Source organism: Pantoea sp. nfd-35 (assembly GCF_056892255.1).
This window is the reverse complement of record NZ_CP122403.1, coordinates 3756400-3782685: the sequence shown is the minus strand read 5'-3', so window position 1 is coordinate 3782685 and position 26286 is coordinate 3756400. Positions and strand designations below refer to the sequence as shown.

The following is a 26286-nucleotide window of genomic DNA, read 5'->3' as shown; positions in this document are numbered from 1 at the left end:
ATGAGGAGGGCGAAGTGGCGAAACCGGTAAAAACGACGGTCACGCGCAACGACGTGGCAAAAGCCGCAGGGACCTCGGTTGCCGTGGTCAGTTACGTCATTAATAACGGACCACGCCCGGTCGCGGATGCCACCCGTCAGCGGGTGCTTGCCGCCATCGAGCAAACCGGCTATCGCCCGAATGCCGCCGCCCGCGCCCTGGCGTCAGGCCACACCAAAACCTTTGGGCTGGTGGTGCCGAATATCAGCAACCCCTTTGTCGCGTCGATGGCGCACATGCTGCTGCAGGAGTCGCTCAATCACGGGCATGTAATGCTGCTTGGTGATGCAGGCGACGATCGCAAACGGGAGCTGGAGCTGATTCAGGGGCTACTGAATCGTCAGGTCGACGGCCTGTTTTATAACAGCGTGGATCGCCATCCTTTCATTGATATCATCACAGCCAGCGGGACACCGCTGGTTATGCTTGATCGGGTTGAAGCGCAGCCCGGGGTCAGCATGTTACGGGTGGATGAGCGACAAGCCGCCTTTCAGGTGTGCGCACATTTGCTGAGCCATGGTTATCAGCAGGTCGGCATGATTAGCGGACCGCTGGATATGCTCAATGCCCAGGATCGTATTCAGGGCTGGCGTGACGCGATGCAGGCGCACAATGTACAGATAGATGAATCACTGATTTTCCCCACTACCTATACCCGTGAGGGCGGTTATCAGGCAACGCTGCGCATGATAGCCAGCCAGAAGCTGCCCCGCGCGCTGTTTGCCAGTAACGAAGGCCAGGCCATTGGCTGTATCCGCGCCTTGAGTCAGCACGGCATTCGCGTGCCGAAAGATGTCGCGCTGGTCTGCTTTAATGGCACAGAACAGTCTGCCTATCACGTTCCGGCATTAACGACCGTGCGTCAGCCGGTAAAAGAGATGGCACGCTGCGCTATCCATATGTTGAAACAGTGGAATGGCGAGGCACGCATTGAATCGTTTCCACACCATCTTGAAATTGGTGAATCTTGTGGCTGTCGGCCATCACAGGCCAGAGTAAATAAACCAAATAATGAAAAGACTGATTATTGATTGTGATCCGGGGAATGGTATTGCAGGGGCGAACACGGATGACGGCCTTGCACTTTCTCTGGCATTAGCCTCACCAGGGCTGTCGTTAGAATTAATTACCACCGTAGCAGGGAATACGCCGAGTGATGTCGGTGCGCGGGTCGCCAAAGATTTGGTGACACGGCTGGGCTGTGCCGTGCCTGTCGTGCAGGGGGCCCGTCAGGCATTGTGTGAAGATCCCGGCCCCTGGCGCGCTGTGCTGGACAAGCGGGTTGAACAGCTCAATCTGCTGTCACTCTGGCAGGGCGTTCCTCAGCCTGCCATGTTAGAGGCCGATGCAACGGATGCCGCGCAGGCGATGGGGCAACTCATCTGCGATAACCCCGGCGAAATCACGCTGATTGCGATTGGCCCACTCACCAATGTGGCGCTGGCCATGCAGCGTTTTCCGGACATGGCGGAATCGGTGGCAGAGATAGTGATTATGGGCGGCGTTTTTGCGCTGGATGATTACATCAAAGACACCAATTTCGGCATCGATCCGGAAGCTGCTCATCAGGTATTACACAGCGGCGCCGCCATTACGCTGCTCCCCATGGATGTCACCACGCAAACGCTGCTGACTCAGGACGATCTGACGCGCATGACCTGTCGCGAACATCCGCTGACGCGCTTTGTGCATGACACCTTGCAGCCCTGGATCGACTACTCAATGCAAACCCGTCGCCTGGCCGGATGCTGGATCCATGATGCGCTGGTCGTCGCCTGGCTGCTTAATCAGCGCGTGGCATGGGGAACGGACTACCGTGTTGATATTGAGCTTCGTCCGGGCGCGACGCGCGGTAAAACCTGGCGCTATCGGCAACCACTGCGTCTGGACGTGGGTATTCCGCCTGACGCCGGCGCGCTGGTGCATGTGTTGCACAGTGTGGATAACGCGCTCCTGCTGTCAATCATTGAGCAGGCCTTTAACCACCTTCCCGAGTAAAACCCAGGCGATTCGTCGCCTGGATTCTCTGCCGTCAGACACGCTTTCTTACAGCCTGATCCACTGCCTGACAATTGCGCGGTACGCTCTCCTCTAGAACATGATGTATACATTTGATTAACAATTACATCACTCTCCGACAGCGGCCAGGAACGTTATGGGCGATGCGCCAGAGTGTCTCACAGAGGAGACGTGTATGCTTGACTGGACATCGACCCAGCGCAACGTTGCTTTCGCCTGTTTTGCCAGTTGGACGTTGGACGCATTCGATTTTTTTATTCTGGTGTTTGTACTGAGTAACCTTGCTCAGTACTTCCACAATTCTGTCACCGATGTGTCCGTCGCCATTATGCTAACGCTGGCGGTGCGCCCGATTGGCGCGCTACTGTTTGGGCGGATGGCGGAGAAATATGGCCGTAAGCCGATCTTAATGCTGAACATTGTCTTTTTCTCCGTGTTCGAACTGCTGTCTGCCTGGTCACCGACCTTCGCTGCATTTCTGGCTTTCCGCATTTTCTATGGTATAGCCATGGGCGGCATTTGGGGCGTAGCCTCTTCGCTGGCAATGGAAACCATTCCCGATCGCTCCCGCGGTCTGATGTCGGGACTTTTCCAGGCCGGCTATCCGTGCGGTTACCTGCTTGCATCCATCGTCTTTGGTTTATTTTTTGATGCGGTGGGCTGGCGCGGCATGTTCCTCATCGGGGCTGTTCCGATTCTGCTGTTACCCTTTATCTATTTCAACGTCCCTGAATCGCCCGTGTGGCTGGCGGCACGTGAGCGCAAAGAGAGCAGCGCACTGATGCCGATACTGCGCCAGCACTGGAAAATCTGCATCTACATGGTGCTGTTAATGGCCTGCTTTAACTTCTTTAGTCATGGTACGCAGGATCTTTACCCGACTTTCCTGAAAGTGCAGCACCAGTTTGATGCCCACACCGTGAGTATTATTGCCATCAGCTATAACATTGCCGCTATGCTGGGTGGCATCTTCTTCGGCACGCTGTCTGAACGTATTGGCCGCAAGAAAGCCATTATTATCGCCGCATTGCTGACGCTGCCGGTGCTGCCGCTGTGGGCCTTTTCCAGCGGTTCATGGGCTATTGGTCTTGGTGCCTTTTTGATGCAGTTTATGGTGCAGGGCGCATGGGGCGTGATACCGACTTACCTGAACGAACTGGTGCCGGGGAATGCAAGAGCGGTATTGCCCGGCTTTGTTTATCAGTTAGGTAATCTCATTGCGTCCGTCAACGCGACGCTGCAGTCACGTATTGCTGAAGCGCACGGTGGCAACTACGGGCTCGGTATGGCCATCGTAGCGGGAACCGTGGCCGTATTGATTTGTGTTTTTGTCGCCTTTGGCCGCGAAACGCGCGGAATTAAAATTTCCGGCGCGATGGCAAAGCAGACACATTAACGCGTTTCACAGACGTCTACCCATTTTGCCGCAGTAAGTTCAGCCATCTGCTGCGGCGAAATGCGTACGGCACTGTGAACCGCGCCCGCGGCGGGCAACACTTCATCAAAGCTTTTTAACGAGATATCACAATATACCGTGACCGGATTTTCCAGGCCAAAAGGGCAAACCCCGCCAACCGGATGCCCGGTCCAGTTGATCACTTCGTCCACGCTTAACATCCGCGCTTTGGCACCCAGGACGGCTTTGAGTTTGCGGTTGTCTAGCCGCGCATCGCCACGGGTCACCACCAGGATCACCTCATTCTTGACCTTGAGGGAAAGGGTTTTGGCGATTTGTCCCGGCGCCACACCGTGAACGCGAGCCGCCATTTCTACCGTTGCCGTACTGTAAGGCATCTCAATGATGTCGATTTCCGGCGCACGCTCGGCAAAAAACTGGCGTACAGACTCCAGGCTCATTTTTCTCTCCATGCTAATTGAAGGCGTAAAAATTGCCACAAGCCCGCAGCGGTGTAAACGAGAGAGAGAAAGAATAGGTAACAGAATGCATAGCGGCGAGAGGGCTGGGGAAGGGCGGAGGCAAAACGAGAGGGCGCTAAGGGGCTGGCACGGTTTTATCTCTTCCTGTTTTCACTAAGTGCCGCCGGATAACATGGCTATCCGGCACGCACTTATATGACGTCACTCGTCGCGGGGCTGGGAACACCGGGCAGATCTTCCCAGGCCAGAATCGTATTTCGCCCCCGATTTTTTGCGACGTATAATGCGCGATCAGCATTGGCAACGGCCTGATCAAATTCATTGTCGTAAATCGGCGCAATACCTGCACTAATGGTGACATGCGTCGAAACGCGCTCATTAAACAAATGGGGAATTTCCAGATTCACCACATATTGGCGAATTCTTTCCGCCAGCTTCATAGCGATTGATGCATTGACGTTGGTCATTAATACTAAAAACTCTTCTCCGCCGTAACGTGTTACCACATCGCGTGAGCGTACCGCATCGCGAATGGCAACCGAAACGCGTGCCAGCGCCTGATCACCCATCGCATGACCATAATTATCGTTGTAAGCCTTAAAGTGATCGATATCTAACAGCAACACATAATGACTGCCGACATGATTATCCAGAATGTTATCAAGGCGATTTTTCAGTCCGCGTCGGTTATATAAGCCTGTTAAGGGATCGAGCATACTGAGATCGCTGAATGACTCTTTTTCTTCATACAATTGATACATTAAGCGCAGCGTAAAGTCTTCCGAACGGCGTCGCATCAGATGTTGCAATGAAAAGCCAATCAAGGGTAAGGCAATCGTCAATAAAATCAACGGCAGATGTTGCCCGTGATCCAGCATGAGCACTGTTAACATGGAAGGGGTTATGTGCAGGCAAAACGCGACCAAATAATCGCTCAGTGCAATGGCGCTGATAAAAAAAACGCACAGCAGACTGACAATCAAAAAACCGCCATCGTCAATTAAAACAGAATGATAGCGATACTGAATATGCCATGCCCATAGCCCGCCCAGGATGAGCGCGACGGGATTTAACAGCGGTAATTTTAGTTTAGTTTTTATTAAACACGTGCTCAGCATGGTCAGGCTAAAGAACGCCACCATCATCACCGGCACGGTGATTTGTGTTTCATTATTTTCGGCCAAAGGGAGCAGACAAAATAGCGAAACGGATGCGTTTAAAAACAAAAAGAGCATCAACGAGAGGCGGTATTTGCTGTGTTTCAATTCATCATAAGATTCTATTTTCATTATTCATACTCGTGACGGCCCTGAAATAACAAAGCAAAAACCGGCGCAGGATTTCAGCCGGTCGACAGGCATTATATTGCTGTTATAAAAAGTGTAATCGGTTGCAATTTAACATTTTCTTGTTTAGCTGTCATCTTCCCGCCCGCCTGTAAAAAAACAAGCTGAAAGTTGAGAATTATTATCATATGCTAATGGGAATGGTTATCATATCGGATTGACTAAAAGGGCTCACAGGTGGTCAGGGGGAAGATAATGCGCGGTATCAAACTGGATAGTGCATGGGGAAGTATGCTGGCATGTGCGGCAATACCGGTAATAACAGCATGGCAGCCTACCTTTGAGCAGTGGCGCATCGTGATGTTAATCGCGTTATTGCTCACTCTGCTTATGTTGTTTAATCAGCGCATGCGGCACTATGTATTGCTGCCTTCCTGTCTCGCGCTGGCAGGCGGCATTGCGGCAACAGGCTTCAAATTCAGCGGGCTGTAGTCTGTCCGGGGAGTGAAACGGGTAACGCAAGGGAAAGGAAAATGCAGGGATAATAGAGTGGGAATGACAACGTTGGTGCGAAGAGAGGGACTTGAACCCTCACGTCCGTTAAGACACTAACACCTGAAGCTAGCGCGTCTACCAATTCCGCCACCTTCGCATCGAGTTGTCTTTTCATATCACCGCAATGGTGCGAAGAGAGGGACTTGAACCCTCACGTCCGTTAAGACACTAACACCTGAAGCTAGCGCGTCTACCAATTCCGCCACCTTCGCGCAGTGCTCGCGATATGAAATATGTGATTTTGGTGCGAAGAGAGGGACTTGAACCCTCACGTCCGTTAGGACACTAACACCTGAAGCTAGCGCGTCTACCAATTCCGCCACCTTCGCATACCCGCAATACGTTACCGTATTACAACCACGGAGGCGCATTTTAGAGATTTTACTCAATGCGTCAACACATATTTCGCCAGACGGAAACGATCGCTGCAAAAAGCAACGTTTTCAGCCTGGCGACGCGCTAAAACGGCGAAAAAGGCAGAGAAAATGTATTAACGGGCTTTGGCACCGCGACCGTAAACCGCACGATAAACTTTAAAGCGGCCGGTTTGCGCCAGCACTTCGTGATTGCCAAAGGCTTCGTCCAGCACCTGGGGATAAGGCAGGAAGGCGTTCGCGACAATGCGCAGCTCTCCACCGCTGTTCAGGTGCTTAACGGCACCCCGGATCAGCGTTTGGGCGGCATCCAGGCTGGTCTGCGTGCCTTCATGGAACGGCGGGTTAGAGATAATCATATCAAAGCGCCCGGTCACGTCGGAAAAGACGTTACTGGCAAAGACTTCGCCTTCCAGGCCGTTAGCGGCCAGCGTGGCTTTACTGGCCTCGATGGCGGCGGCATGCACGTCACACAGCCACAGGCGCACTTTAGGTGAATGCGCCGGTAACGACGCGGCGATCACGCCTGCGCCGCAGCCGATATCCAACACTTTCCCTTTGGTGTGCGGCGTGAACGTGGATAGCAGTAATGCGCTGCCCGCATCCAGACCGTCGCGACTGAATACGCCGGGTAACGTATGAACGGTCAGATCATCCAGCTGGTAGCTGTTACCAAAGGCCGAGGCATCAAAGGCAGGCTGCTTCTCCAGACGACCATGATAAAGACCACAGCGGCGTGCACTGTCGATTTTTTCCAGGGTCACCCACTGCTCCAGCATCCCTTCCGCACTGCGCACGCCGCTGCGGTTTTCGCCTACCACAAAGACATCGCAGCCAACCGGCAGCAGAGACAGCAGATTTTGTAACTGGAATTGCACTTCCGGTTTGTTCTTGGTCCAGAAGTAAACCAGCGTATCGCAGCCCTGAACATCCTCTGCCTGAGCGACCAGTCCATAACGCGCCTGTTCCCCCATACGGCGGCTCAGGTTTTGCCAGTGATGATATTGCTGAGTGTGCACGCGTGAAGAGGCGGTCTCAAGCTGTGCGGGCAGGTCATCCTGCAGATCGCCAGCAAATAAAACGTGGCGGGCGGTAAATTCATCACTGTGGCGCAGAATGACTTCGCTGGCCGGGGTAAAAGCAGACATGTAGGGCTCCTGTAAGATCTGAGCGGAGATTATAGTGGTTTGTTGGCGCATGTTCGATGGGTTTGCTAGCATAGCGTCGCATTCAGCGAGCAAAGCAGGTATATCATGACGTCCAGGCGCGACTGGCTTTTACAGCAAATGGGGATTACGCAGTATCAACTGCGCCGCCCGCGCGTGCTCCAGGGCGAGATCGCCGTACGGCTTTTGCCGGATACGCAGCTGATTATTGTGGCGGAGAATCCGCCAGGTTTGCAGGAACCCATCCTGCGTGATGTCCTGCACACGCTCAGTCTTAAACCGACACAGGTGATGACCGTGACGCCTGACCAGCTGCAAATGCTGCCGGAAACGCTCAACTGCGCGGGCTGGCTATTGGGCGTTGAGAGCGAACAAACCTTTAATGGCGTTGCCTTAACCAGCGCTTCTTTTAATGAACTGCTTAGCAGCGGTGCCGCCCGGCGCGCGCTCTGGCAACAGATGTGTGAACATGACAGCCATTTCTTTCCTCACGCCTGACGCGATTCCCGAGGCCTTTGCTATTGAATGTCGCAGCCATGCATTCCCCTGGCGCGAAGAGACCTTTAACAGCAATCAGGGCGAACGTTTTCTGAATCTGCGGTTGGATGTCGATAACCAGATGGCCGCCTTCGCGATCACCCAGGTGGTTCTGGATGAAGCGTCGCTGTTTAATATTGCTGTCGACCCGGCTTATCAGCGGCGCGGCCTTGGCCGGGCGCTGCTGCAGCATTTAATCGATCAACTGATTGCGCGCGATGTCATGACATTGTGGCTGGAGGTGCGTGCGTCAAATGCACCCGCCATCGCGCTGTACGAACAGCTGGATTTCAACCAGGTCAGCCGCCGTCCCCACTATTATCCCACCGCCAGCGGCCGTGAAGATGCACTGATCATGGCGCTCACGCTGTAGCCGTTTCTGAGGAGTTTTGATGTTAGATAACTGGGATTGCATCCTGTTTGATGCGGATGACACGCTGTTTCACTTTGACTCGTTTGCCGGCCTGCAGCGTCTGTTTGCCGGATACGATGTGCAGTTCACCGACCAGGATTTTGCGGATTACCAGGCGGTCAACAAGCCACTCTGGGTGGAGTATCAAAATGGCCAGCTGTCTGCACTGGAGCTCCAGACCCGCCGTTTTGTCGGCTGGGGGCAGAAACTCAGCGTGGCACCGGCGATCCTTAACGATGGCTTTTTGTCAGCCATGGCGGAAATTTGTCTGCCGCTCGAGGGTGCAGTCAGCCTGATGACGCTGCTGCACGGCCGCGTCAAAATGGGCATCATCACCAACGGCTTTACCGCGCTGCAGCAGCGTCGTCTGGAGCGTACCGGCTTTCTCGAGTACTTCTCTGCACTGGTGGTGTCAGAAGAAGTGGGCGTGCCTAAACCTGACGCCAGGATTTTTGACTATGCGCTCGAACAGATGGGACATCCGCAACGCGATCGCGTGTTGATGGTTGGCGATACGCCAGAATCAGACATCCTCGGCGGCATGAATGCGGGCGTTAAAACCTGCTGGATCGACCACGGCTCGCGCCCGCTGCCCGAAGCGATCAAACCGGACTGGCGGGTGAATACGTTATCCGAGCTGGAAGCGCTGCTAAAAGGCTGATCCTGGCGCGTCACGCGGATCTGGAAAGGAAAAGGCCCTTAAGACGGGCCTTTTTTCATCGAGTGGGTTGGTGAGGCATGAGAGCAATGTCTGGCAGGCGGTAAAGTAAACCGCGCCGGGCCGTCGCGTCAGACCGAGGGGGTTGCGGTATCGTCCTTTTTCTCGTCCTCATCATCATCCTCTTTCACAGGCGTACTGGCCGTGAGCAGGAACGGAGACTGCTGCCAGCGCGTGCGGCGGTCACGCAGTAACGTACGGCTGAGGATGATGCCAATCGCCAGCGCCAGCAGCATCATCAGGCGCAGAATATTCGTGGTGTTATCCACCTGACGCGATTCGGTGACCAGCACGTGCGTATCCAGCGTCACCCGCAGAAACCCTGCGGGGCCGTTGCCGCCGGTGAGCGGTTGAACGATTTGGTGATTGAAGTAGCTTCCCGCGCGTTTGCCATCCAGCGCCAGCCGATCGCGCACGTTAATATTTTCGCCGCTGTGCGCCACCAGGCTGCCATCGCCTGCATAGACGGACGCATCCAGAATACGGCTGTTTTCGGTCATCTGATTAATAATGGCTTCAATCTGACTGCGGTTGTCTTCGCTGTTATCCATCAGGGGCTTAAGACTGAACGCCACCTGGCGGGTCAGCGTTTGAGCCAGCTCTTCTGCCTGTTCAGAACGCGCCATCTGATGGCCAAGGCTAAACCAGGATGCGCCTTGCATAAGCACCACTAACAGCGCCAGCGAAATCAAAACGATCACCGTGCGATGTAAGCGAAATTTCAGTGCGGTTTTAGCCATTAATTATCCGAATCACGTTACGACAGAAAGCCTGGATATTATGTTGCCAGAAGCAGCGCAGACAAGGTAGCCTCTTGCGTGGTTTTGTTGTTCCTACAGGAGCCCTGATGTCAAATCATCTTACCTGGTGCGATCTGCCTGCTGATGTCTCTCTCTGGCCGGGGTTGCCCCTTTCACTCAGCGGTGACGAAGTCATGCCGCTGGACTATCGTGCGGGTCGAACCGGCTGGTTACTCTATGGTCGCGGCCTGGATAAACAGCGTTTGACCGATTATCAGCACCAGCTTGGCGCCGCGATGGTGATCGTCAGTGCCTGGAACGTAGACGACTACCAGGTGATTCGTCTGGCAGGTTCCCTGACGCCGTTTGCCAGCAAACTGGCGCACGATCTGGCGCTGGATGTGGCACCGCTCGGGAAAATCCCGCATCTGAAAACGCCGGGCCTGCTGGTCATGGACATGGACTCCACCGCGATCCAAATCGAATGTATCGACGAGATAGCCAGACTGGCGGGCTGCGGCGAGCAGGTGGCAGAGGTCACCGAGCGGGCGATGCGCGGCGAGCTGGATTTTACCGCCAGCCTGCGCCAGCGCGTGGGCAAGCTGAAAGATGCCGACGCCAATATTCTTAAACAGGTACGCGATGAGCTGCCGTTAATGCCAGGCTTAACCACGCTGACCAAAAAATTGCAGGCGCTGGGCTGGCAGGTGGCTATCGCCTCTGGCGGCTTTACCTATTTTGCGGAGTTCCTGCGCGACAAGCTGCATCTGTCGTCCATCGCGGCTAACGAACTGGAAATCCGCGACGGTAAACTCACGGGTGAAGTGCTGGGCCAGATTGTGGATGCCCAGTACAAAGCCGAGACGTTAAAAAAACTGGCGAAGCGGTTCGGGATTGCGCCAGAACAAACCGTCGCCGTGGGTGACGGGGCGAATGATTTGCCGATGATCAAAGCCTCGGCGCTGGGCATTGCTTACCACGCCAAACCGAAGGTCAATGAGCAAACGGCCGTCACCATTCGCCATGCCGATTTAATGGGCGTGTTTTGCATACTGACCGGAAGCCTGATTCACGAAGAGCGTTAACTGAGGAGTTGTTTTGGCCAAAGCGGCAAAACGCGCATTTGTTTGTAACGAGTGTGGCGCAGATTATCCGCGCTGGCAGGGGCAATGCAGCGCCTGTCACGCCTGGAACACCATTACCGAGGTACGGATTGCCGCCTCACCCGCTGCAGCGCGCAATGAGCGCCTCAGCGGTTATGCGGGCAGTGCCGGGACCAGTCGGGTGCAAAAGCTGTCCGAAATCAGCCTGGAAGCCTTGCCCCGTTTCTCGACCAGCTTTAAAGAGTTTGACCGTGTGCTGGGCGGTGGCGTGGTGCCCGGCAGTGCCATTTTGATTGGTGGTAATCCCGGGGCCGGTAAATCCACTTTGTTGCTGCAGGTCATGTGCCGCTTAGCGCAGAACATGAAAACGCTGTATGTCACCGGCGAAGAATCTTTACAGCAGGTGGCAATGCGCGCCCATCGGCTGGGTTTGCCGACTGAAAACCTGAACATGCTGTCGGAAACCAGCATCGAACAGATCTGCCTGATCGCCGAGCAGGAAGCGCCGCAAATCATGGTCATCGACTCCATCCAGGTGATGCACATGGCCGATATCCAGTCTTCACCCGGCAGCGTCGCCCAGGTGCGCGAAACCGCCGCTTATCTGACGCGCTTTGCCAAAACCCGCGGCGTGGCGATTATCATGGTGGGCCATGTCACCAAAGACGGATCGCTGGCCGGGCCGAAGGTCCTTGAGCACTGTATCGACTGTTCGGTGCTGCTGGATGGCGATGCCGATTCGCGCTTCCGCACCTTGCGCAGCCATAAAAACCGTTTTGGTGCCGTGAATGAACTGGGGGTTTTTGCCATGACGGAGCAGGGCATGCGTGAGGTGAGCAATCCTTCCGCCATTTTCCTGTCGCGCGGTGAAGAGATTACGTCGGGCAGTTCGGTCATGGTGCTGTGGGAAGGAACCCGGCCATTGCTGGTCGAGATTCAGGCGCTGGTGGACCATTCGATGATGGGGAATCCCCGTCGTGTTGCCGTCGGGCTTGAACAAAACCGCCTGGCAATTCTGCTGGCGGTACTGCATCGTCACGGTGGATTGCAAATGGCGGATCAGGATGTGTTCGTCAACGTCGTGGGCGGCGTGAAAGTCACAGAAACCAGCGCCGACCTGGCGCTGATGCTGTCAATGGTTTCCAGCCTGCGCGATCGCCCCTTGCCGCAGGATCTGGTTATCTTTGGCGAAGTCGGGCTGGCCGGCGAAATTCGCCCGGTGCCCAGCGGCCAGGAACGGATTTCAGAAGCGGCTAAACATGGCTTCAAACGGGCGATTGTGCCTGCCGGTAACGCGCCGAAAAAGCCGATTGAGGGCATGCGCGTCTACAGCGCGAAAAAGTTGGCGGATGCGCTGGCGATTCTCGATGATCTTTAAGCTTTCCCCAATGCCCTTTTGCCGTTGCGCAAAAGGGCCGGTGAGGGACAACTGTCCTCACGTCGTTGATCATTTTTTGCAGGAGGCACCACATGTCGGCGTTTGATTATTTAAAAACGGCCATTCGCCAGCAGGGCCACACGCTACAACAGGTGGCCGATGCCAGTGGCATGACCAAAGGGTACTTAAGCCAACTGCTTAACGCGAAAATTAAAAGCCCCAGTGCACAAAAGCTGGAAGCCCTGCACCGTTTTCTCGGTCTGGAGTTTCCACGTCGCGACAAAAAAATTGGGGTGATATTTGGTAAGTTTTATCCGCTACATACCGGCCATATCTATCTGATCCAGCGTGCCTGTAGTCAGGTCGATGAGCTGCATATCATTATGGGCTACGACGAGCCGCGCGATCTGAGCCTGTTTGAAAACAGCGCCATGTCGCAGCAGCCTACCGTTAGCGATCGTCTGCGTTGGTTACTGCAAACCTTCAAGTACCAGAAAAATATTCGCATTCATGCCTTCGATGAAGAGGGCATTGAACCCTATCCACACGGCTGGGATGTGTGGAGTGCAGGGGTGAAAACCTTCCTGGACGAGCAGGGGATTGCCGCAGACTGCATCTATACCAGTGAAGCACCCGATGCCGAAATGTATCAACAGCACCTGGGCATTGAGACGATACTGATCGATCCAAAACGATCGTTTATGAATATCAGCGGCGCGCAGATTCGTCAGGATCCCTTCCGCTTCTGGGAGTATATTCCCACCGAAGTGAAGCCTTTCTTTGTACGCACCGTGGCCATTCTGGGCGGTGAGTCGAGCGGAAAGTCGATGCTGGTGAACAAGCTGGCGAACATCTTTAATACGTCCAGTGCGTGGGAATATGGCCGTGACTATGTTTTTTCCCATCTGGGCGGCGATGAGATGGCACTGCAGTATTCTGACTACGATAAGATCGCGCTGGGCCATGCACAGTACATCGATTTTGCGGTGAAATATGCCAATAAAGTGGCGTTTATCGATACCGACTTTGTCACCACCCAGGCCTTTTGCAAAAAGTATGAGGGACGCGAGCATCCTTTTGTTCAGGCAATGATTGATGAGTATCGCTTTGACCTGGTCATTTTGCTGGAGAATAACGTGCCCTGGGTGGCGGACGGATTGCGCAGCCTGGGCAGCTCTGTCGATCGCCGTGAGTTCCAGAGCATGCTGATCTCGATGCTGGGTGAAAACCACATCGATTTCGTTCATGTGCAGGAAGAAGACTACGATACGCGTTTCCTGCGCTGTATTGAACTGGTGAAAGGAATGCTGGGCGAACAGGGCCCGCTCTAAGGCTTTTACCTTCATACCGGGGCGGGGAAGGAACAAGACGTCGCCCCTTTAATGGCTATTTTTTATTCATATTATTTGCGCCCTCTCTAACCTGAACATGAGAAATAATGGCTCGTGAAAAACCACGTGCAGCCAAATAACGCGCGTAACATTAGAAAACAAAAAAAGAGATTTTGAATTCTCAGGTAACATTATTACGTATTTAAAAACTGATATTATTTCATTTCTTCTGTGTGTTGCTGTTAAATGTAAGTTCAATATTTTTAACTGGTTTATATTGAGGGAATGTTCTTAAGATAGAAATAATGATATACCCGGATGTAATAAGATGAAAAAGATTAGTATTGGTAGCGATGTGGTTTTTTATCCTGGGAAAAGGGAAATTATTAGTCATGATCAGACGGTGAAGTTGCACTCATCGGCCTCCTATTGTTTTGAATTGCTGATCGCGCGCCAGGGCGAAATTGTCGATCATGAAGCATTTTATCAATATGCCTGGCGCAGGTTCGGTATGGAAGTCAGTGCCAATGCCTTATATCAAAGTATTTCCCTGATCAGAAAAGCGCTGCTGGCATGCGATATCCGCCAGGACGTGATCAGAACAATTCCGCGTCGCGGCTTTATGCTTTCAAACGCAATCCTCATTGAGGAATCGACGACTGCGCCTGAAAAGCGTATTTCTGATGAGGAAGCAGTGGCTGGTAAATGTGCCCAGGAAGAAGAACAGCGCATTCCGCTCTTACCTTCGGCCAGTGAAGATGAGGTTTTGCCAAATACGACGCAGCCCGTTATTCAGGATGATGAGAATATTTCAGAAAACCTCATTAATGACATGCCGCATTCTGAACCAAAATCAAAAAAACCGATCGGCGATCCTGAATCTGCTATATTAACACTCAGAAAAAGCGCAAATCGCTATGCGATTTCCCCCCGTCATCTGTTTGTGACAGGGCTGACGGGGTTGACGATACTGATTTGTGGTTTTGCCATCATGGTCTTTTCACTTTACCGCCAGGAAATGGATTTTGTTAAACGCTTTGATATGAATGGATGCGAAATATATGGCAATGAAAAAGCGGATAACAGTCTGGTGGCACGAGTCGCTGTCGATATTAAAGTCGGTTGTACGGAGCGACGAAAAATTTTTATTACAGCGTTCACCAATGGTGAAAGAATTTCAGTTTTACAGTGTAAAAATACCCTTTCACTTTTCGGCTCCCCGGACTGTGTTTCGTATTATTATATAAGGAGTCAGTGGTGAAGTTAACCTTTCTGTTAGCTTTAATCGTGATGACAGCAGCAGGCATTGTCGTATTTATGTTTCGACAGGATTCTGTCCATTGTATAGCAAACATTAATTACATCAGAGGCGGTGAGACATTTTCAGTGATCGCCTCTCACGATATGCGAAACGGTCAGGGTATTATTGCGATTACGGGCCGACTCACCGATAGCGCGCATAAGGTTATCAGCCTGAGTAAAATTATCCGTTTTACTTATCAGCGCGAGGGTGATCTGTATCTTGCGCGATCAACATTAATAGAACCCTCACCGGATAATCAAATGTCTTTAGAGGAGCAACAAAAGTGGCTGCCGGCATTTTTCATTAGCGTCGGGGCGACATTTCCGTTTGTCATTAAAAGGACAGGCCTGCAGACGTGGGTATTCTATTCTGGGCCGGTACCGCTTTACCTTTGCGAAAAGTGATGTCGTCAATGTGGCGTTCGCCGTCGTCGCACGCACGGCCTGGCCTGTTGTTATCTTATGAAATGTCTCTCTTCAGCAACACAGGGTTAACATTATCATATTGAATTTAAATATATTTTTTGTTTTCTAAAGCCTTCTTCACATAAGGTCAGAACACTTCACACACAGTTTCTCTCCCATGCCCCTTATGATTCTCGCCGCCAATGAGCATGTTTATTAATCAGAATCACAAGAGGGAACCAATGAAAGCCAGGTCTTTATCACTCGGCATGACAATTGCCTTATGCGGTGCAAGTTTTATTTCTTTTAATGCTTTTTCCGCATCACAAAATACCATTCGCTTTCAGGGCGAGGTCAATGCACAAACCTGTAACGTTAATGTCAATGATGCAACCGGTAGCCCGATTATTCTGCTGCCAACGGTTTCCACTACCGCGCTGAGTACGGCAAAATCAACCGCCGGAAAAACGCCTTTTACCATTAACTTAACCGGTTGTGTTGCACCGGCATCAGGATCAACGCAGGCAATTAATATTAATCTGGTCGGCAACAACATTTCATCGACTGGTGATTTACTGAATACCGGAACAGCGAAAAACGTGGCACTGCGTTTGCTGGATAGTAGTGATAAAGCGATCGATTTATCTGGCGGTGCGGCGACGGTCAGCGGCATGACGCTGGCGAGCGGAAGTACCAGTGCATCGCAAAATTTTTCGGTCGAATATTACAGCGACTCTGGAAGCGCTGGTGCAGGTACAGTTTTGAGTAGCGTCCAATATTCTGTCAGCTATCCATAACTATCAGGCCCTCTTTATTTAAGAGGGCAGGAGAAACCTGTGTTTAAATCTAGCGTTATTTTGTTGCTGATGCTGTCAGCCACTCTGTGTCAGGCGAGTGTGGTACTAAACGGTACCCGGATAATTATTGATGGTTCGAAAAATGAAAAGACCATCCAGTTTACTAACGCAGGCGATCAGCCTGCGCTTATTCAAATTCAGGCAGTGAATCCTGATGCAAATTCAACGCCGCCCTTTGTGGCGCTGCCGCAAATTTTTCGTATAGCACCGGTCGCCGGTCAAACGGTGAAAGTCAACGTCACTGAAAAAAATTTGCCGCAGGACAGAGAGTCGCTGTTTTATCTGGACTACACGGAGCTCCCCTCTGTTAAAAAGGGCGATGAAGATAAAAATAAACTTTATCTGATTATCAAGAACAGGGTGAAAGTCATCGTTCGTCCCGGGGATCTCGATTTCTCTGTGGATAAAGTCAGACAGGCACTTTCCTGGCGTATCCAGGGGCACACAATCCTCCTTAAAAATGCGTCTCCCTTTTACGCCAATATTCGCTCGTTTGTCCTGGTAAAAGGTAATCGCACGCTTCCCTGGGACGATGCCGTCACGCTGGCACCTTTTAGTGAACAGCGCATTACGCTGAAAAGCCATTCACCCCTCTCTGGATATGCGCTTAATGCCGTCCTGATTAATGATTTTGGCGCCGACGAAAAAATCAACGTAAACGAAAAATAGCAGAAATGAATAAAGCCACATTATTGTTATTCTTCGCTTCAAGCCTGATTGCAGCCAGGGTAAGTCAGGCGGCTGATGCGCAAAATGACTATACGTTTGATCCTGCTTTAATCCGTGAAATGATGCCGGGACAGGTTGCGATGCCCGTTGATTCACAGGATGCCTGGTTTCAGCCTGGCCGTTACGATGTCGATCTTTACCTCAATGGTAAGTTCCAGCAATCCACGGCTCTGCAAATCGTGCGCGCCGAGGGGCCGCTCTCCGTGTGTCTTACCTCGCCGTTTTATCGGGCGTTTGGCGTCAAAACCCCTTATCTGTCCGCCCTGAAGGCGGAAGACTGCGCACGGCCTGAGGCGTTTTTGCCCGGCGCGACCGTCAACGTGAATACGGCAAGCTTACGCGTGGATGTGAGCATTCCTCAGGCGATGCTGGTCCAGCGGCCCGTAGGCTATATCGCGCCCGAAAACCTGACGGCGGGCGATACCATGGCATTCGTGAATTACAACCTTAACCAGTTTTATTCCGATTATAAAAATGCGCAGCGTTTTGAATCCACCTATCTGGGCATTAACAGTGGTATGAACGTCGGGATGTGGCGTTTCCGTCAGCAGGGGAATTTCACCCATGACGAGTTCGGCAATCGCTGGCAAAGCGCCCGGGCCTGGGTGCAACGTGCGCTGCCCACTTTACGAAGTGAGGCGGGGATAGGGGAACTTTTCAGTAACGGTGACTTATTTACTGCTGTCAGTTTTAACGGCGTCAGTCTGGACTCTGACGATCGTATGCTGCCGGATTCTGTTCGGGGTTATGCCCCGGTGGTGCGCGGCGTGGCAAACAGTAATGCACGGGTAACAATCTGGCAGGGCAAGCAGCGGATATACCAGACAACCGTGCCGCCGGGTCCGTTTATCATCAATGACCTGAGTCCGGTGAGCTATGGCGGCGATCTCAGCGTTGAGGTTCAGGAGTCTGACGGCAGCCTTCATCGATTTAGCGTGCCTTATGCGGTGTTACCGCAGTCGCTGCGTCCTGGCCGGACGGACTACAACTTTGCTGCCGGTAAAGTCAGGGATTACAGTAAAGACAACGCCTTTACCGAATTAACCGTTAAGCACGGACTGACCAACGCCATCACCCTTAATGGCGGCGTACGGCTGGGCCAACGCTATCATGCTTTGCTGGCCGGCGGCGTCTGGGCCTCTGACATCGGCGCAGTGGGATTTAACAGCGCGTATTCTGAAGCCGATCTGAACGGCGGTGAGTCGACCCAGGGATGGCGTTACGCACTGAGTTACAGTCGAACCTTTCAGCCTACCAATACCACACTGACCTTTGCCGGATACCAGTATTCCACTCAGGGTTACCGGGATCTTAACGACGTGATTGCATTGAATAATGCAGAAACGCCCGGCCGCAATCTTATCAACAGCGAATATATGCAGCGTAACCGCCTGCAAATGACCCTTAATCAAACGCTGGGGCAGTGGGGCAATGTCTATCTCTCTGGCTCGAAGCAAAATTACTATGATGGACGCTCCCGGACGACCCAGTTTCAGGTCGGCTATGGCACGGTGCTGCCCAAAAATATCGCGCTGAATATTTCGCTCTCCCGCCAGTATTCGCGCAGAGCCTACTCAACCGATCCGCGCATGGCGGTGATGGCCCAGCATGCAGACGATACCTTTTATAAAGATACCCAGTTGCAGGTCAGCCTCTCTGTGCCGTTGGGCTCGGACGCCACCTCACCCTATCTGGCTCTGGGCGGCACGCGGGGAAGCCAGAACGGCAGTAACTACAACGCGTCGCTCAGCGGACTGAGCGGCGAGAGCGGCACCAGCTATAGCGTAAATGTGAATCGCGATCAGCAGCAACGTGATACGACGTTAAGTGGCAGCCTGGGCAAAAAGTTTTCAGAAGCCAGCGTGACCGGTACCGCATCGACCTCTTCGCGGTTTAACCAGATGTCCGTTAACGCGATGGGCGCAGCAGTGATCCACAGCGGCGGCGTGACGTTGGGCAATTATCTCGGCGACACCTTCGCCCTTGTCGAAGCGAAAGGCGCCAGGAACGCCCACGTTCTCAACAGCCAGGGTACCGAGATCGACCGCTTCGGCTATGCCCTGGTGCCGTCGCTTAACCCCTATCACTACAACCGGATTTCGTTGGGAGCCGGCGGCAGCGATAGCCATGTTGAGATACAGGACAGCGAGAAAATCGTCGCGCCCTATGCCGGTGCGATGGTGAAGGTGTCGTTCAGAACCTTACGCGGTTATCCGCTCATGTTAAAGACCCGCACCAATCGCGATAACACGGTGCCGATGGGCGCAGATCTGCTGGACGCGTCGGGCAATCGGGTGGGGACATTTGGTCAGGGCGGCAATGCCTGGTTGCGGGTGGCTAAAACTCAGGGGCAACTGAAGGCCGTCTGGGGAGAGGGCGCACAGTCATCCTGTTTAATTGATTACCGCATCCCGAAACCCAAGCCCGATGCGGTGATCACCTACGCGGATGCCGTCTGTCGTTTTTAGAATCTGAGGTATAAATGATGAAGCGCATTTTAGCGGTAATAACAGTATTTTTTTGGACGGTGTGGCTCCCGGCTCACGCGACCTGCACGCGTATACAGCCGGTCGATCAAGGCTGTGATGCCTGTGGTGCGCCCCTGAATTTCGGCAATATCGGATTAATGAATCTTCGCTATCAGCCCGCCGGCACCGTGCTGGCCCGTTCGGTGTTTCGGGTGGTGCCGTCTGTGGCTAACAACAATCCCGATCGCGTGTTGTACGAGTGTGACCTTGCTGATAAAGACCAACTGTTTGAAGTCTTCGCCACCAACGGTGACAGCAACGTTGGCGGTGCCTGGGACATGGGGAACAACTATTTCCAGACCTATTTTCCTTTTACCGCATTAAAGCTGGTTCACGTGCGCAGCGGTAAGCCTTTTACCCGTATCTGGCAAAAAGTGCCGCTCACGCAGTATGAGATAGACGGGAACAAAATCAAGATCAGGGGGCGCGATTTCAGCCCCATCAGCGCGGAGCTCATTCGTACCGACAGCAACAACCGCACGCCCGGTTACGCGTCATGGGGCTGCCCCTGGGCGGCAGCCGATAATTATACCGGCGCATACAGTTGTAATCAGCCCAATGGCTATGTGGTGTTTATGGGGCCGGGAATGAATGTGCCCGAAGCGGGTCAGGACAGCTGGAACCATTTTGAAACCTGGGGTTCCGGACGTTATATGGCCTTTGGGATGAATACCGCGCCGGTCGCCACCCTGACGCAAAATATGACCCAGGGCTGCCGGGTAGAAAATTATACCGCAAACGTCATTTTCCCCGGCATCAGCATTAATGGGCTTAATGAAGGCCAGAGCGTGACGGCACCGCTCAGCATTACGCTGGCCTGTGCCGACGGGACAGACAAGATTTCCGGTATTCATTCAGGTCAGCTGTCACTGGGCTTCCAGCCAAGTTACGCGGCTTGGCTGCAGGCCGAGCAACTGAGTTTGACGACGGCAGGCGGTATCTCGCGCTACCTGGTGTCCGATCGCTATGACAGCGATCCTTCACTGGCAAAAGGCGTCGGCATTCAGTTACAGACGTCCAGTGGTCAGCCTGTCTCCTTTTTGAGCTGGAGCAGCTTCAGCAGTAATGCGGGCTGGCGGCCGGTACTGGAAGACGCGCAGGTTATCAGTGGTGGCCAGCAGAGTGACGAAAAGCTGTACCAGCGTACGTTCAGTGCCCGTCTTGCAAAGATTCCCGGTCAAACAGTGACGGCGGGCCGTGTCGATGCGACCGCATCCATCCTTATTCGGCTGCAATAACATGAAAACGTTTTTTTGGTTAGTTATGTCTATCGCGATTCATGCCCATGCCGCAGTGATTCCACAGCAAAGCCGGCTCATCTTTCATCCTGGCGAGGTACAAATTCCGTTGCTGTTGGTCAACAGTGGTGACGCGCCTGTACTGATCCAGACCTGGATAGACGGCGGTTCACCGGAACGATCACCCGGCAGTAAAGCCTTTCCCTTTGTTGCGCTTCCCGGCGTTTTTACGCTGAATAAAGAGGAAAAAAAGCAGATTGCGGTTCTGCGCACCGAGCTGGCCGCACAGCTGCCAAAGGATCGGGAATCCCTTTACTGGCTCAATCTTTACGAGATCAGCGCAGTGAAAAAAAGCACGCTACGGGCGGACAACGACAAGATCAGCATGGCGCTGAACACTCAGCTTAAAGTGATTAACCGGCCGTTCACGGACATTACGCCCTTTGCGGCACGGGTAAACGCGGTCACCTTTCAGGTAAGAAAAAAGCAGGGACAGTTTTTTATTCAGGCCATGAATCATAGCCGTTACTTTTTTACGCCGGGAAAAATGACGGTGACGGCAGGGGGGAAACGTTATCCCGTTTATCTGGACGGGGATAAAACGCTGGCACCTTTCACCCATAAAGCGTATCCCCTCATGGGTGATGCGCCGCCTTTAGCCACAGGTGAGGGCAGCCTTAACTTTACCGCGCTGGACGATCAGGGGAATCCTCAGGTTTTCACGGCAACGCTGAGCCAGGCTTCGGCTTCCCCGTAACATAACCGTACGCGGGTGCCCCTATTGTCTGGCACCCGCGAGTGATCAGTAAACCATGACAACCTTGCCGCGCATATGGCCTTCCAGCACGCGCTGGTGAGCGGTCTGAAGCGTTTCCACACTCAGGCCATGAAGCGTTTCGTTGAGTGTACTTTGCAGCTTGCCTTCGTCCAGCAGGCTGGCGACGGTATTGAGGATTTCACCCTGCTGCGCCATGTCTGGCGTGTTGTACATGCTGCGCGTATACATGAACTCAAAATGCAGTGCGGCGCTTTTTAACTTCAGTTGATCCATCGACAGCGGATGTTCATTCTCGACGATGGTGCAGATATGGCCCTGAGGGGCGATGAGCTGGCTCATGGTTTCCCAATGGCCGTCGGTGTCGTTAAGGCAGAAAATATAATCGACCTGTTTGATACCGTGCTTTTCCAGCTCCCCAACCATGTCTTTGTAGTTAATGACAAGGTCTGCCCCGCGATCGCGGCACCACTGGGCGGAATCTTCCCCGTGAGGCGGTGGCAATCACTTTGGCTTTGCTGCGCATTTTTGCCAGCGGAATGGCCAGCGAACCGACGCCGCCAGCGCCGCCCACGACAAGCAGTGTTTGATCTTCACGTGCGGCGGCCATATCCAGCCGTTCAAACAGGCCTTCCCATGCGGTCAGCGCCGTCAGGGGAATAGCGGCAGAAGCCGCCCAGTCGAGGGTTTTCGGTTTGTGGCCGGTGATGCGTGAATCGACCAACTGCTCCGTACTGTTGCTGCCCGGGCGGGTAATATCGCCCGCGTAGTAAACCTCATCGCCTGGCTTAAAGCCGCTGACTTTGCTGCCGGTTTCCAGTACCACACCGCTGGCATCCCAGCCAAGAATACGCGGCACCTGTAAACCATTTTTGATCGCCCCTTTGTGGACTTTGGTATCCACCGGGTTGACCGAGGCGGCTTTCACCTGGACGCGCAGGTCATATTCGCCAGGCGTGAGGGTTTCTGGAAAAATTTCGACGAAGTTTTTTGGGTTTTCGGGATCGACGGCAATCGCGCGAACAGACATGGTTTATCTCCTGTAGTGTTTTCTCAAGTGTAGAACCCTGAGGCGATACTGATAAGATGGACAATCGTTATTAGCGTGTTCGTCTGAGGTGAACAATGGCGTTTCGTCAGTGGCAGGATATGGCGCTGTTTGCGTTAGTGGCAGAGTGTGGCAGTTTTACCGCCGCGGCAGAACGGGCGGGCTTACCCAAATCCAGCGTCAGTCAGCGCATCAGCCAGCTTGAACAGCGGCTGGGCATTCGCCTGTTAAACCGCACCACGCGCCAGTTAAACCTGACGTTTGCGGGCGAACGCTACCTGCTGCATTGCCAGGAGATGATGCAGGCCAGCGAACGTGCTGAGCAGGCTATTGCCAGTCTGCGGGAAAATCCCAGCGGTCGCCTGCGCATTACCAGCCCGGCGGGTATTGGCGCAACCTTACTGGCCCGCTGCAACGCCGCGTTTTTACGGCGCTATCCGGATGTGACGCTGGATATTTCCATTTCGGATGATATCCGCGATCTGGTGCAGGACGGTTTTGATCTGGCCTTGCGCACTGGCCAGCCGCAGGAGTCGTCTCTGATTGGTCGGCGCGTTGGCTACTGCCAGCGCTCGCTGGTGGCCGCGCAAGCCTATCTCGATCAGCATCCTCCGGTGACCCATCCTCAGCAGTTAGCCGCGCACCGTTGCATTGCGCACCGGGCCTGGAACGAGTGGGTGCTAAAACGGCACGATCAGTATCACCGTTGGCTGCTCCCGCCTGCACACCTCACTGACAATTTACTGTATGCACGCGAATCTGCGTTGGGCAGTGCCGGTATTACGCTTCTGCCGCGCTTTTTAATCGACGGAGAGATGCATGATGCGCGCCTTGTGCAGGTCTTGCCGGAATGGGAAATGGAGGGGAATGAACTGTGGCTGGTGTATCCCAGCCGAAAACTGAACTCACCTGCGCTGATGAAGTACATTGAATTTGCGTTGCAGTCGCCAGTGTTTCGCGAATTCTATCACTGAAGAAAAGAGAAGGGCGGCATCGCTGCCGCCCCTGTGTTACTTAATAATACGCTTGTACTTAATACGCTTCGGCTCCAGCGCATCCGCGCCCAGCGTGCGTTTCTTGTACTCTTCGTATTCGGTAAAGTTACCTTCGAAGAACTCGATCTTGCCTTCATCCTGGTAATCCAGAATGTGGGTCGCGATACGGTCAAGGAACCAACGGTCATGCGAGATCACCATGGCGCAGCCAGGGAACTCAAGCAGGGCGTTTTCCAGCGCGCGCAGGGTTTCAATGTCCAGGTCGTTGGTTGGCTCATCGAGCAGCAGCATGTTGCCGCCAACCTGCAGCAGTTTTGCCAGATGCAGACGACCACGCTCACCACCGGACAGCTCGCCGACACGTTTGCCCTGATCCACGCCTTTAAAGTTAAAGCGTCCGACATAGGCACGGCTTGGCATTTCAGTGTTGCCGATGCGCATAATGTCCTGACCTCCGGAGACTTCTTCCCATACGGTTTTGGCATTATCCATGCTGTCACGGAACTGATCGACAGAAGCCAGCTTCACGGTTTCACCCAGCACAATCTCGCCGGAGTCCGGCTGTTCCTGACCGGACATCATGCGGAACAGCGTTGATTTACCGGCGCCGTTCGGGCCGATGATGCCGACGATGGCGCCTTTCGGTACGGAGAACGACAGGCCGTCAATCAGAACGCGGTCACCGTAGGATTTACGCAGGTTGCTGACTTCCAGCACTTTGTCACCCAGGCGGGCACCCGGCGGAATAAACAGCTCGTTGGTTTCGTTACGTTTCTGGTAGTCGGTGTTGTTCAGTTCTTCAAAGCGAGCCAGACGGGCTTTGCCTTTAGACTGCTGGCCTTTTGGCCCTTTACGTACCCACTCCAGCTCTTTCTCGATGGATTTACGACGTGCGGCTTCGGAAGAGGCTTCCTGTGCCAGACGGGCATCTTTCTGCTCCAGCCATGAGGAGTAGTTACCTTCCCACGGAATACCTTCGCCGCGGTCCAGTTCCAGAATCCAGCCAGCAACGTTATCCAGGAAGTAGCGGTCGTGCGTAATCGCTACCACGGTCCCTTCGAAGTCGTGCAGGAAGCGCTCCAGCCAGGCGACAGATTCGGCATCCAGGTGGTTCGTCGGTTCGTCCAGCAGCAGCATGTCGGGCTTTTCCAACAGCAGGCGGCACAGCGCGACACGGCGACGTTCACCACCAGACAGGTTTGCGACTTTTGCGTCCCAGTCCGGCAGGCGCAGGGCATCGGCGGCGCGTTCCAGCTGCGTGTTCAGGTTATGACCATCATGTGCCTGAATGATCTCTTCCAGACGTCCCTGCTCGGCAGCCAGCTTATCGAAATCCGCATCTTCTTCAGCGTATAAGGCATAAACCTCATCAAGACGTTTCAGCGCACCAACCACTTCGGACAAGGCTTCTTCAACGGACTCGCGCACGGTGTGCTCAAGGTTAAGCTGCGGTTCCTGTGGCAGGTAGCCGATTTTAATACCGGGCTGTGGGCGAGCTTCACCTTCGATATCTTTATCAATACCGGCCATGATGCGCAGCAGCGTAGATTTACCCGCACCGTTCAGGCCGAGTACACCAATTTTCGCGCCGGGGAAAAAGCTAAGGGAGATGTTCTTGAGAATATGTCGCTTGGGCGGAACTACTTTGCCGACGCGATGCATGCTATAGACGAATTGAGCCACGTTGTATTGAGCCTCTGGGTCTGTTTGTCGTTTGGATGATGTCGAAGTTTAGCCTTTTTCGCCGCCTATTCACAGCCGATGCGCCGGGATAATTCCGCGCAGTCGCACAGTCGGGCGTAACTGTTTGATTTGTGTCCGCTGTCAGACGGAGCAGCAAACGGCCGCCTTAGCGCAGCGCGTCTGCTGTCCGCGACGAGAATTTAGCAACTGCCTGTTGCCGCCGCGTGACAGAAAAGCGTCAGGGAAGGCGGACGGGAATGTGCTGTTGGGTTAACCACTCACGCAGGGCGGGTTCGGGCGCGCTGTCGCTGACCAGTAAATCAAAGCGGACGAGCTCGCCAATGCGCGCGGGCAGCACTTTGCCATATTTGCTGCTGTCGGCAACCAAAATACGTTGGCGGGCGCGCAGCATGGCATGGTGTTTCATCGGCAGCTCGTTGAGGTTGTAGCAGGTCGCTCCCTGATCCCGATCTACGCCAGCCGCAGAGATAAACGCCAGGCTGGGACACAGGTCATCCAGAATGGAATGGCCGCCGACGGGCGTGAATAAGGCATTGTCTGCATGAAATTCCCCGCCGCTCAGGATCACGTTGCAGGCGGGTTTTTCTTTCAGCGCCAGAAAGGTATTCATGGCACAGCAGATGGCGGTAAAGGGCAGCTCATCCGGAATCGCATCCACGACATAGGGCAGGGTGGTGCCGCAGTCGAAAAACACCGTGTCGTTTTCACTAATCAGGCTGGCTGCTGCCTGAGCGAGCCGCTGCTTGCGGGCCGCATTTTGGCCATGTTGATCGGAGATGAAATAGTGTCCGGCGTGGTTTCGGGGATCGCTCACAATATAACCGCCCAACAATACCACGCTCGATGTCGGTTCACTTAAGTCCCGACGCACGGTCATTTCGGAGACGTCCAGCAGCTGTGCGGCATCTTTCAGATGTAATTTATCGGTGCGCTTAAGTGCCAGAGCCAGTTTGCGAATGCGTTCGTCGCGGCGGGTTTCCATTGTCATTTCTGAACCTGTATTCCTTGAAGAAGACGTCATACGTCAGTGCCTGTCACATTGTTATCGCGCAATTAAATTTACCTGAAATCGCCGTGGTTTTATTGAGGCTGTGACAAATTTCAAAAAATATAAGGTGTTGCGTGCTCACCGGGTAAGATTTTTCATCTTACCCGCAATGTTATTACCC

The 26286-nt window shown here is 53.6% G+C and carries 24 protein-coding genes, 3 tRNA genes and 1 pseudogene; 18 read left to right on the top strand and 10 right to left on the bottom strand.

Features of this window, described 5'->3' with window-relative positions:
- Positions 1-14: 14 nt before the first annotated feature.
- The 3 genes from P9J57_RS17575 (at position 15) to P9J57_RS17565 (ending at position 3454) form a co-directional block, all read left to right on the top strand.
- Positions 15-1070, top strand: coding sequence for a LacI family DNA-binding transcriptional regulator (locus tag P9J57_RS17575; protein ID WP_014595275.1), 1056 nt, complete (start codon positions 15-17; stop codon positions 1068-1070).
- On the top strand, positions 1051-2037 hold the full coding sequence (locus P9J57_RS17570) for a nucleoside hydrolase (RefSeq protein ID WP_015701009.1): 987 nt from the start codon (positions 1051-1053) through the stop codon (positions 2035-2037). Before P9J57_RS17575 ends, P9J57_RS17570 begins: the two co-directional genes overlap by 20 nt.
- Positions 2038-2233: 196 nt before the next feature.
- Positions 2234-3454, top strand: coding sequence for an MFS transporter (locus P9J57_RS17565; protein WP_014606652.1), 1221 nt, complete (start codon positions 2234-2236; stop codon positions 3452-3454).
- Here the strand turns inward: P9J57_RS17565 and P9J57_RS17560 are convergent.
- Positions 3451-3915 (bottom strand): YbaK/EbsC family protein, encoded by a 465-nt coding sequence (locus P9J57_RS17560; RefSeq protein WP_014606651.1) that lies wholly within the window; start codon positions 3913-3915, stop codon positions 3451-3453. The two genes, P9J57_RS17565 and P9J57_RS17560, sit on opposite strands and share 4 nt — an antisense overlap.
- Before the next feature lie 212 nt (positions 3916-4127).
- The gene (locus P9J57_RS17555; protein ID WP_029570980.1) at positions 4128-5225 is read right to left on the bottom strand and encodes a GGDEF domain-containing protein; all 1098 of its coding nucleotides are present in this window, start codon (positions 5223-5225) and stop codon (positions 4128-4130) included.
- A gap of 252 nt (positions 5226-5477) precedes the next feature.
- Between P9J57_RS17555 and P9J57_RS17550 the strand changes: the two genes are divergently transcribed.
- Positions 5478-5714 carry a DUF1435 family protein gene (locus tag P9J57_RS17550; protein ID WP_014606649.1) on the top strand — a complete coding sequence of 79 codons (237 nt, stop codon included), beginning with the start codon at positions 5478-5480 and terminating at the stop codon, positions 5712-5714.
- 73 nt (positions 5715-5787) lie between these two features.
- On the opposite strand, the gene P9J57_RS17545 is transcribed toward P9J57_RS17550, so the two are convergent.
- The 4 genes from P9J57_RS17545 to rsmC form a co-directional block, all read right to left on the bottom strand.
- A tRNA-Leu gene (locus P9J57_RS17545) sits at positions 5788-5874 on the bottom strand.
- Between the two features lie 28 nt (positions 5875-5902).
- Positions 5903-5989 (bottom strand) — tRNA-Leu (locus tag P9J57_RS17540).
- A 30-nt stretch (positions 5990-6019) separates the two neighbouring features.
- Positions 6020-6106 (bottom strand) — tRNA-Leu (locus P9J57_RS17535).
- 161 nt (positions 6107-6267) lie between these two features.
- Complete coding sequence (gene rsmC / locus P9J57_RS17530; RefSeq protein ID WP_029570981.1) at positions 6268-7299, bottom strand: 16S rRNA (guanine(1207)-N(2))-methyltransferase RsmC; 1032 nt, start codon at positions 7297-7299, stop codon at positions 6268-6270.
- 105 nt (positions 7300-7404) lie between these two features.
- Between rsmC and P9J57_RS17525 the strand changes: the two genes are divergently transcribed.
- Genes P9J57_RS17525 through yjjG form a run of 3 tightly spaced genes read left to right on the top strand, consistent with a single transcriptional unit; the run spans position 7405 to position 8927 of the window.
- Positions 7405-7815, top strand: coding sequence for a DNA polymerase III subunit psi (locus tag P9J57_RS17525; RefSeq protein WP_013024509.1), 411 nt, complete (start codon positions 7405-7407; stop codon positions 7813-7815).
- The gene (rimI, locus tag P9J57_RS17520; protein WP_014606647.1) at positions 7787-8227 is read left to right on the top strand and encodes a ribosomal protein S18-alanine N-acetyltransferase; all 441 of its coding nucleotides are present in this window, start codon (positions 7787-7789) and stop codon (positions 8225-8227) included. Before P9J57_RS17525 ends, rimI begins: the two co-directional genes overlap by 29 nt.
- A gap of 19 nt (positions 8228-8246) precedes the next feature.
- On the top strand, positions 8247-8927 hold the full coding sequence (gene yjjG, locus P9J57_RS17515) for a pyrimidine 5'-nucleotidase (RefSeq protein ID WP_014595280.1): 681 nt from the start codon (positions 8247-8249) through the stop codon (positions 8925-8927).
- Positions 8928-9055: 128 nt separating this feature from the next.
- On the opposite strand, the gene P9J57_RS17510 is transcribed toward yjjG, so the two are convergent.
- The gene (locus tag P9J57_RS17510; protein ID WP_089517614.1) at positions 9056-9724 is read right to left on the bottom strand and encodes a YtjB family periplasmic protein; all 669 of its coding nucleotides are present in this window, start codon (positions 9722-9724) and stop codon (positions 9056-9058) included.
- 107 nt (positions 9725-9831) lie between these two features.
- Between P9J57_RS17510 and serB the strand changes: the two genes are divergently transcribed.
- The 10 genes from serB to P9J57_RS17460 all read left to right on the top strand — a co-directional run bounded on the left by serB (position 9832) and on the right by P9J57_RS17460 (position 21352).
- A complete protein-coding gene (serB, locus tag P9J57_RS17505) occupies positions 9832-10809 on the top strand; it encodes a phosphoserine phosphatase (RefSeq protein WP_022622281.1) in 978 nt (325 codons plus the stop codon).
- 13 nt (positions 10810-10822) lie between these two features.
- Positions 10823-12205, top strand: a complete 1383-nt coding sequence (gene radA, locus P9J57_RS17500) for a DNA repair protein RadA (RefSeq protein WP_013024514.1) — start codon at positions 10823-10825, stop codon at positions 12203-12205.
- Positions 12206-12297: 92 nt separating this feature from the next.
- Positions 12298-13536 (top strand): multifunctional transcriptional regulator/nicotinamide-nucleotide adenylyltransferase/ribosylnicotinamide kinase NadR, encoded by a 1239-nt coding sequence (nadR, locus tag P9J57_RS17495; RefSeq protein WP_014595284.1) that lies wholly within the window; start codon positions 12298-12300, stop codon positions 13534-13536.
- 328 nt (positions 13537-13864) lie between these two features.
- Positions 13865-14797 carry a winged helix-turn-helix domain-containing protein gene (locus P9J57_RS17490; protein WP_105078984.1) on the top strand — a complete coding sequence of 311 codons (933 nt, stop codon included), beginning with the start codon at positions 13865-13867 and terminating at the stop codon, positions 14795-14797.
- On the top strand, positions 14794-15243 hold the full coding sequence (locus tag P9J57_RS17485) for a hypothetical protein (RefSeq protein ID WP_483279314.1): 450 nt from the start codon (positions 14794-14796) through the stop codon (positions 15241-15243). The genes P9J57_RS17490 and P9J57_RS17485 overlap by 4 nt, the downstream gene beginning before the upstream one ends.
- 203 nt (positions 15244-15446) lie before the next feature.
- Entirely contained in the window at positions 15447-16040 is a 594-nt protein-coding gene (locus tag P9J57_RS17480) for a fimbrial protein (protein ID WP_013024518.1), read from the top strand.
- A gap of 39 nt (positions 16041-16079) precedes the next feature.
- Positions 16080-16769: a fimbrial biogenesis chaperone gene (locus tag P9J57_RS17475; protein ID WP_105078986.1), complete on the top strand. Its 690-nt coding sequence runs from the start codon at positions 16080-16082 to the stop codon at positions 16767-16769.
- A gap of 5 nt (positions 16770-16774) precedes the next feature.
- The gene (locus tag P9J57_RS17470) at positions 16775-19297 is read left to right on the top strand and encodes a fimbria/pilus outer membrane usher protein (RefSeq protein WP_105078987.1); all 2523 of its coding nucleotides are present in this window, start codon (positions 16775-16777) and stop codon (positions 19295-19297) included.
- Between the two features lie 14 nt (positions 19298-19311).
- A complete protein-coding gene (locus tag P9J57_RS17465) occupies positions 19312-20595 on the top strand; it encodes a fimbrial protein (RefSeq protein ID WP_029568439.1) in 1284 nt (427 codons plus the stop codon).
- A gap of 1 nt (position 20596) precedes the next feature.
- Positions 20597-21352, top strand: coding sequence for a fimbrial biogenesis chaperone (locus P9J57_RS17460; RefSeq protein WP_014606637.1), 756 nt, complete (start codon positions 20597-20599; stop codon positions 21350-21352).
- Positions 21353-21397: 45 nt separating this feature from the next.
- On the opposite strand, the pseudogene P9J57_RS17455 reads toward P9J57_RS17460, so the two are convergent.
- A pseudogene (locus P9J57_RS17455) lies at positions 21398-22400 on the bottom strand (zinc-binding alcohol dehydrogenase family protein).
- 95 nt (positions 22401-22495) lie between these two features.
- Between P9J57_RS17455 and P9J57_RS17450 the strand changes: the two are divergent.
- Positions 22496-23392, top strand: a complete 897-nt coding sequence (locus P9J57_RS17450) for a LysR family transcriptional regulator (RefSeq protein ID WP_013024524.1) — start codon at positions 22496-22498, stop codon at positions 23390-23392.
- A 36-nt stretch (positions 23393-23428) separates the two neighbouring features.
- Here the strand turns inward: P9J57_RS17450 and ettA are convergent, their stop codons facing one another.
- Both ettA and deoR read right to left on the bottom strand, forming a co-directional pair.
- On the bottom strand, positions 23429-25096 hold the full coding sequence (ettA, locus tag P9J57_RS17445; protein WP_013024525.1) for an energy-dependent translational throttle protein EttA: 1668 nt from the start codon (positions 25094-25096) through the stop codon (positions 23429-23431).
- 238 nt (positions 25097-25334) lie between these two features.
- Entirely contained in the window at positions 25335-26099 is a 765-nt protein-coding gene (gene deoR / locus P9J57_RS17440; RefSeq protein ID WP_105078989.1) for a DNA-binding transcriptional repressor DeoR, read from the bottom strand.
- Positions 26100-26286: the final 187 nt, after the last annotated feature.

Bases quoted from the DNA above. Each gene is read 5' to 3' on its own strand.
- P9J57_RS17570 (WP_015701009.1), top strand. From the start codon at position 1,051: ATGAAAAGACTGATTATTGATTGTGATCCGGGGAATGGTATTGCAGGG.
- P9J57_RS17565 (WP_014606652.1), top strand. From the start codon at position 2,234: ATGCTTGACTGGACATCGACCCAGCGCAACGTTGCTTTCGCCTGTTTT.
- P9J57_RS17560 (WP_014606651.1), bottom strand. From the start codon at position 3,915: ATGAGCCTGGAGTCTGTACGCCAGTTTTTTGCCGAGCGTGCGCCGGAA.
- P9J57_RS17555 (WP_029570980.1), bottom strand. From the start codon at position 5,225: ATGAAAATAGAATCTTATGATGAATTGAAACACAGCAAATACCGCCTC.
- P9J57_RS17550 (WP_014606649.1), top strand. From the start codon at position 5,478: ATGCGCGGTATCAAACTGGATAGTGCATGGGGAAGTATGCTGGCATGT.
- rsmC (WP_029570981.1), bottom strand. From the start codon at position 7,299: ATGTCTGCTTTTACCCCGGCCAGCGAAGTCATTCTGCGCCACAGTGAT.
- P9J57_RS17525 (WP_013024509.1), top strand. From the start codon at position 7,405: ATGACGTCCAGGCGCGACTGGCTTTTACAGCAAATGGGGATTACGCAG.
- rimI (WP_014606647.1), top strand. From the start codon at position 7,787: ATGACAGCCATTTCTTTCCTCACGCCTGACGCGATTCCCGAGGCCTTT.
- yjjG (WP_014595280.1), top strand. From the start codon at position 8,247: ATGTTAGATAACTGGGATTGCATCCTGTTTGATGCGGATGACACGCTG.
- P9J57_RS17510 (WP_089517614.1), bottom strand. From the start codon at position 9,724: ATGGCTAAAACCGCACTGAAATTTCGCTTACATCGCACGGTGATCGTT.
- serB (WP_022622281.1), top strand. From the start codon at position 9,832: ATGTCAAATCATCTTACCTGGTGCGATCTGCCTGCTGATGTCTCTCTC.
- nadR (WP_014595284.1), top strand. From the start codon at position 12,298: ATGTCGGCGTTTGATTATTTAAAAACGGCCATTCGCCAGCAGGGCCAC.
- P9J57_RS17490 (WP_105078984.1), top strand. From the start codon at position 13,865: ATGAAAAAGATTAGTATTGGTAGCGATGTGGTTTTTTATCCTGGGAAA.
- P9J57_RS17480 (WP_013024518.1), top strand. From the start codon at position 15,447: ATGAGCATGTTTATTAATCAGAATCACAAGAGGGAACCAATGAAAGCC.
- P9J57_RS17470 (WP_105078987.1), top strand. From the start codon at position 16,775: ATGAATAAAGCCACATTATTGTTATTCTTCGCTTCAAGCCTGATTGCA.
- P9J57_RS17465 (WP_029568439.1), top strand. From the start codon at position 19,312: ATGATGAAGCGCATTTTAGCGGTAATAACAGTATTTTTTTGGACGGTG.
- P9J57_RS17460 (WP_014606637.1), top strand. From the start codon at position 20,597: ATGAAAACGTTTTTTTGGTTAGTTATGTCTATCGCGATTCATGCCCAT.
- P9J57_RS17450 (WP_013024524.1), top strand. From the start codon at position 22,496: ATGGCGTTTCGTCAGTGGCAGGATATGGCGCTGTTTGCGTTAGTGGCA.
- deoR (WP_105078989.1), bottom strand. From the start codon at position 26,099: ATGGAAACCCGCCGCGACGAACGCATTCGCAAACTGGCTCTGGCACTT.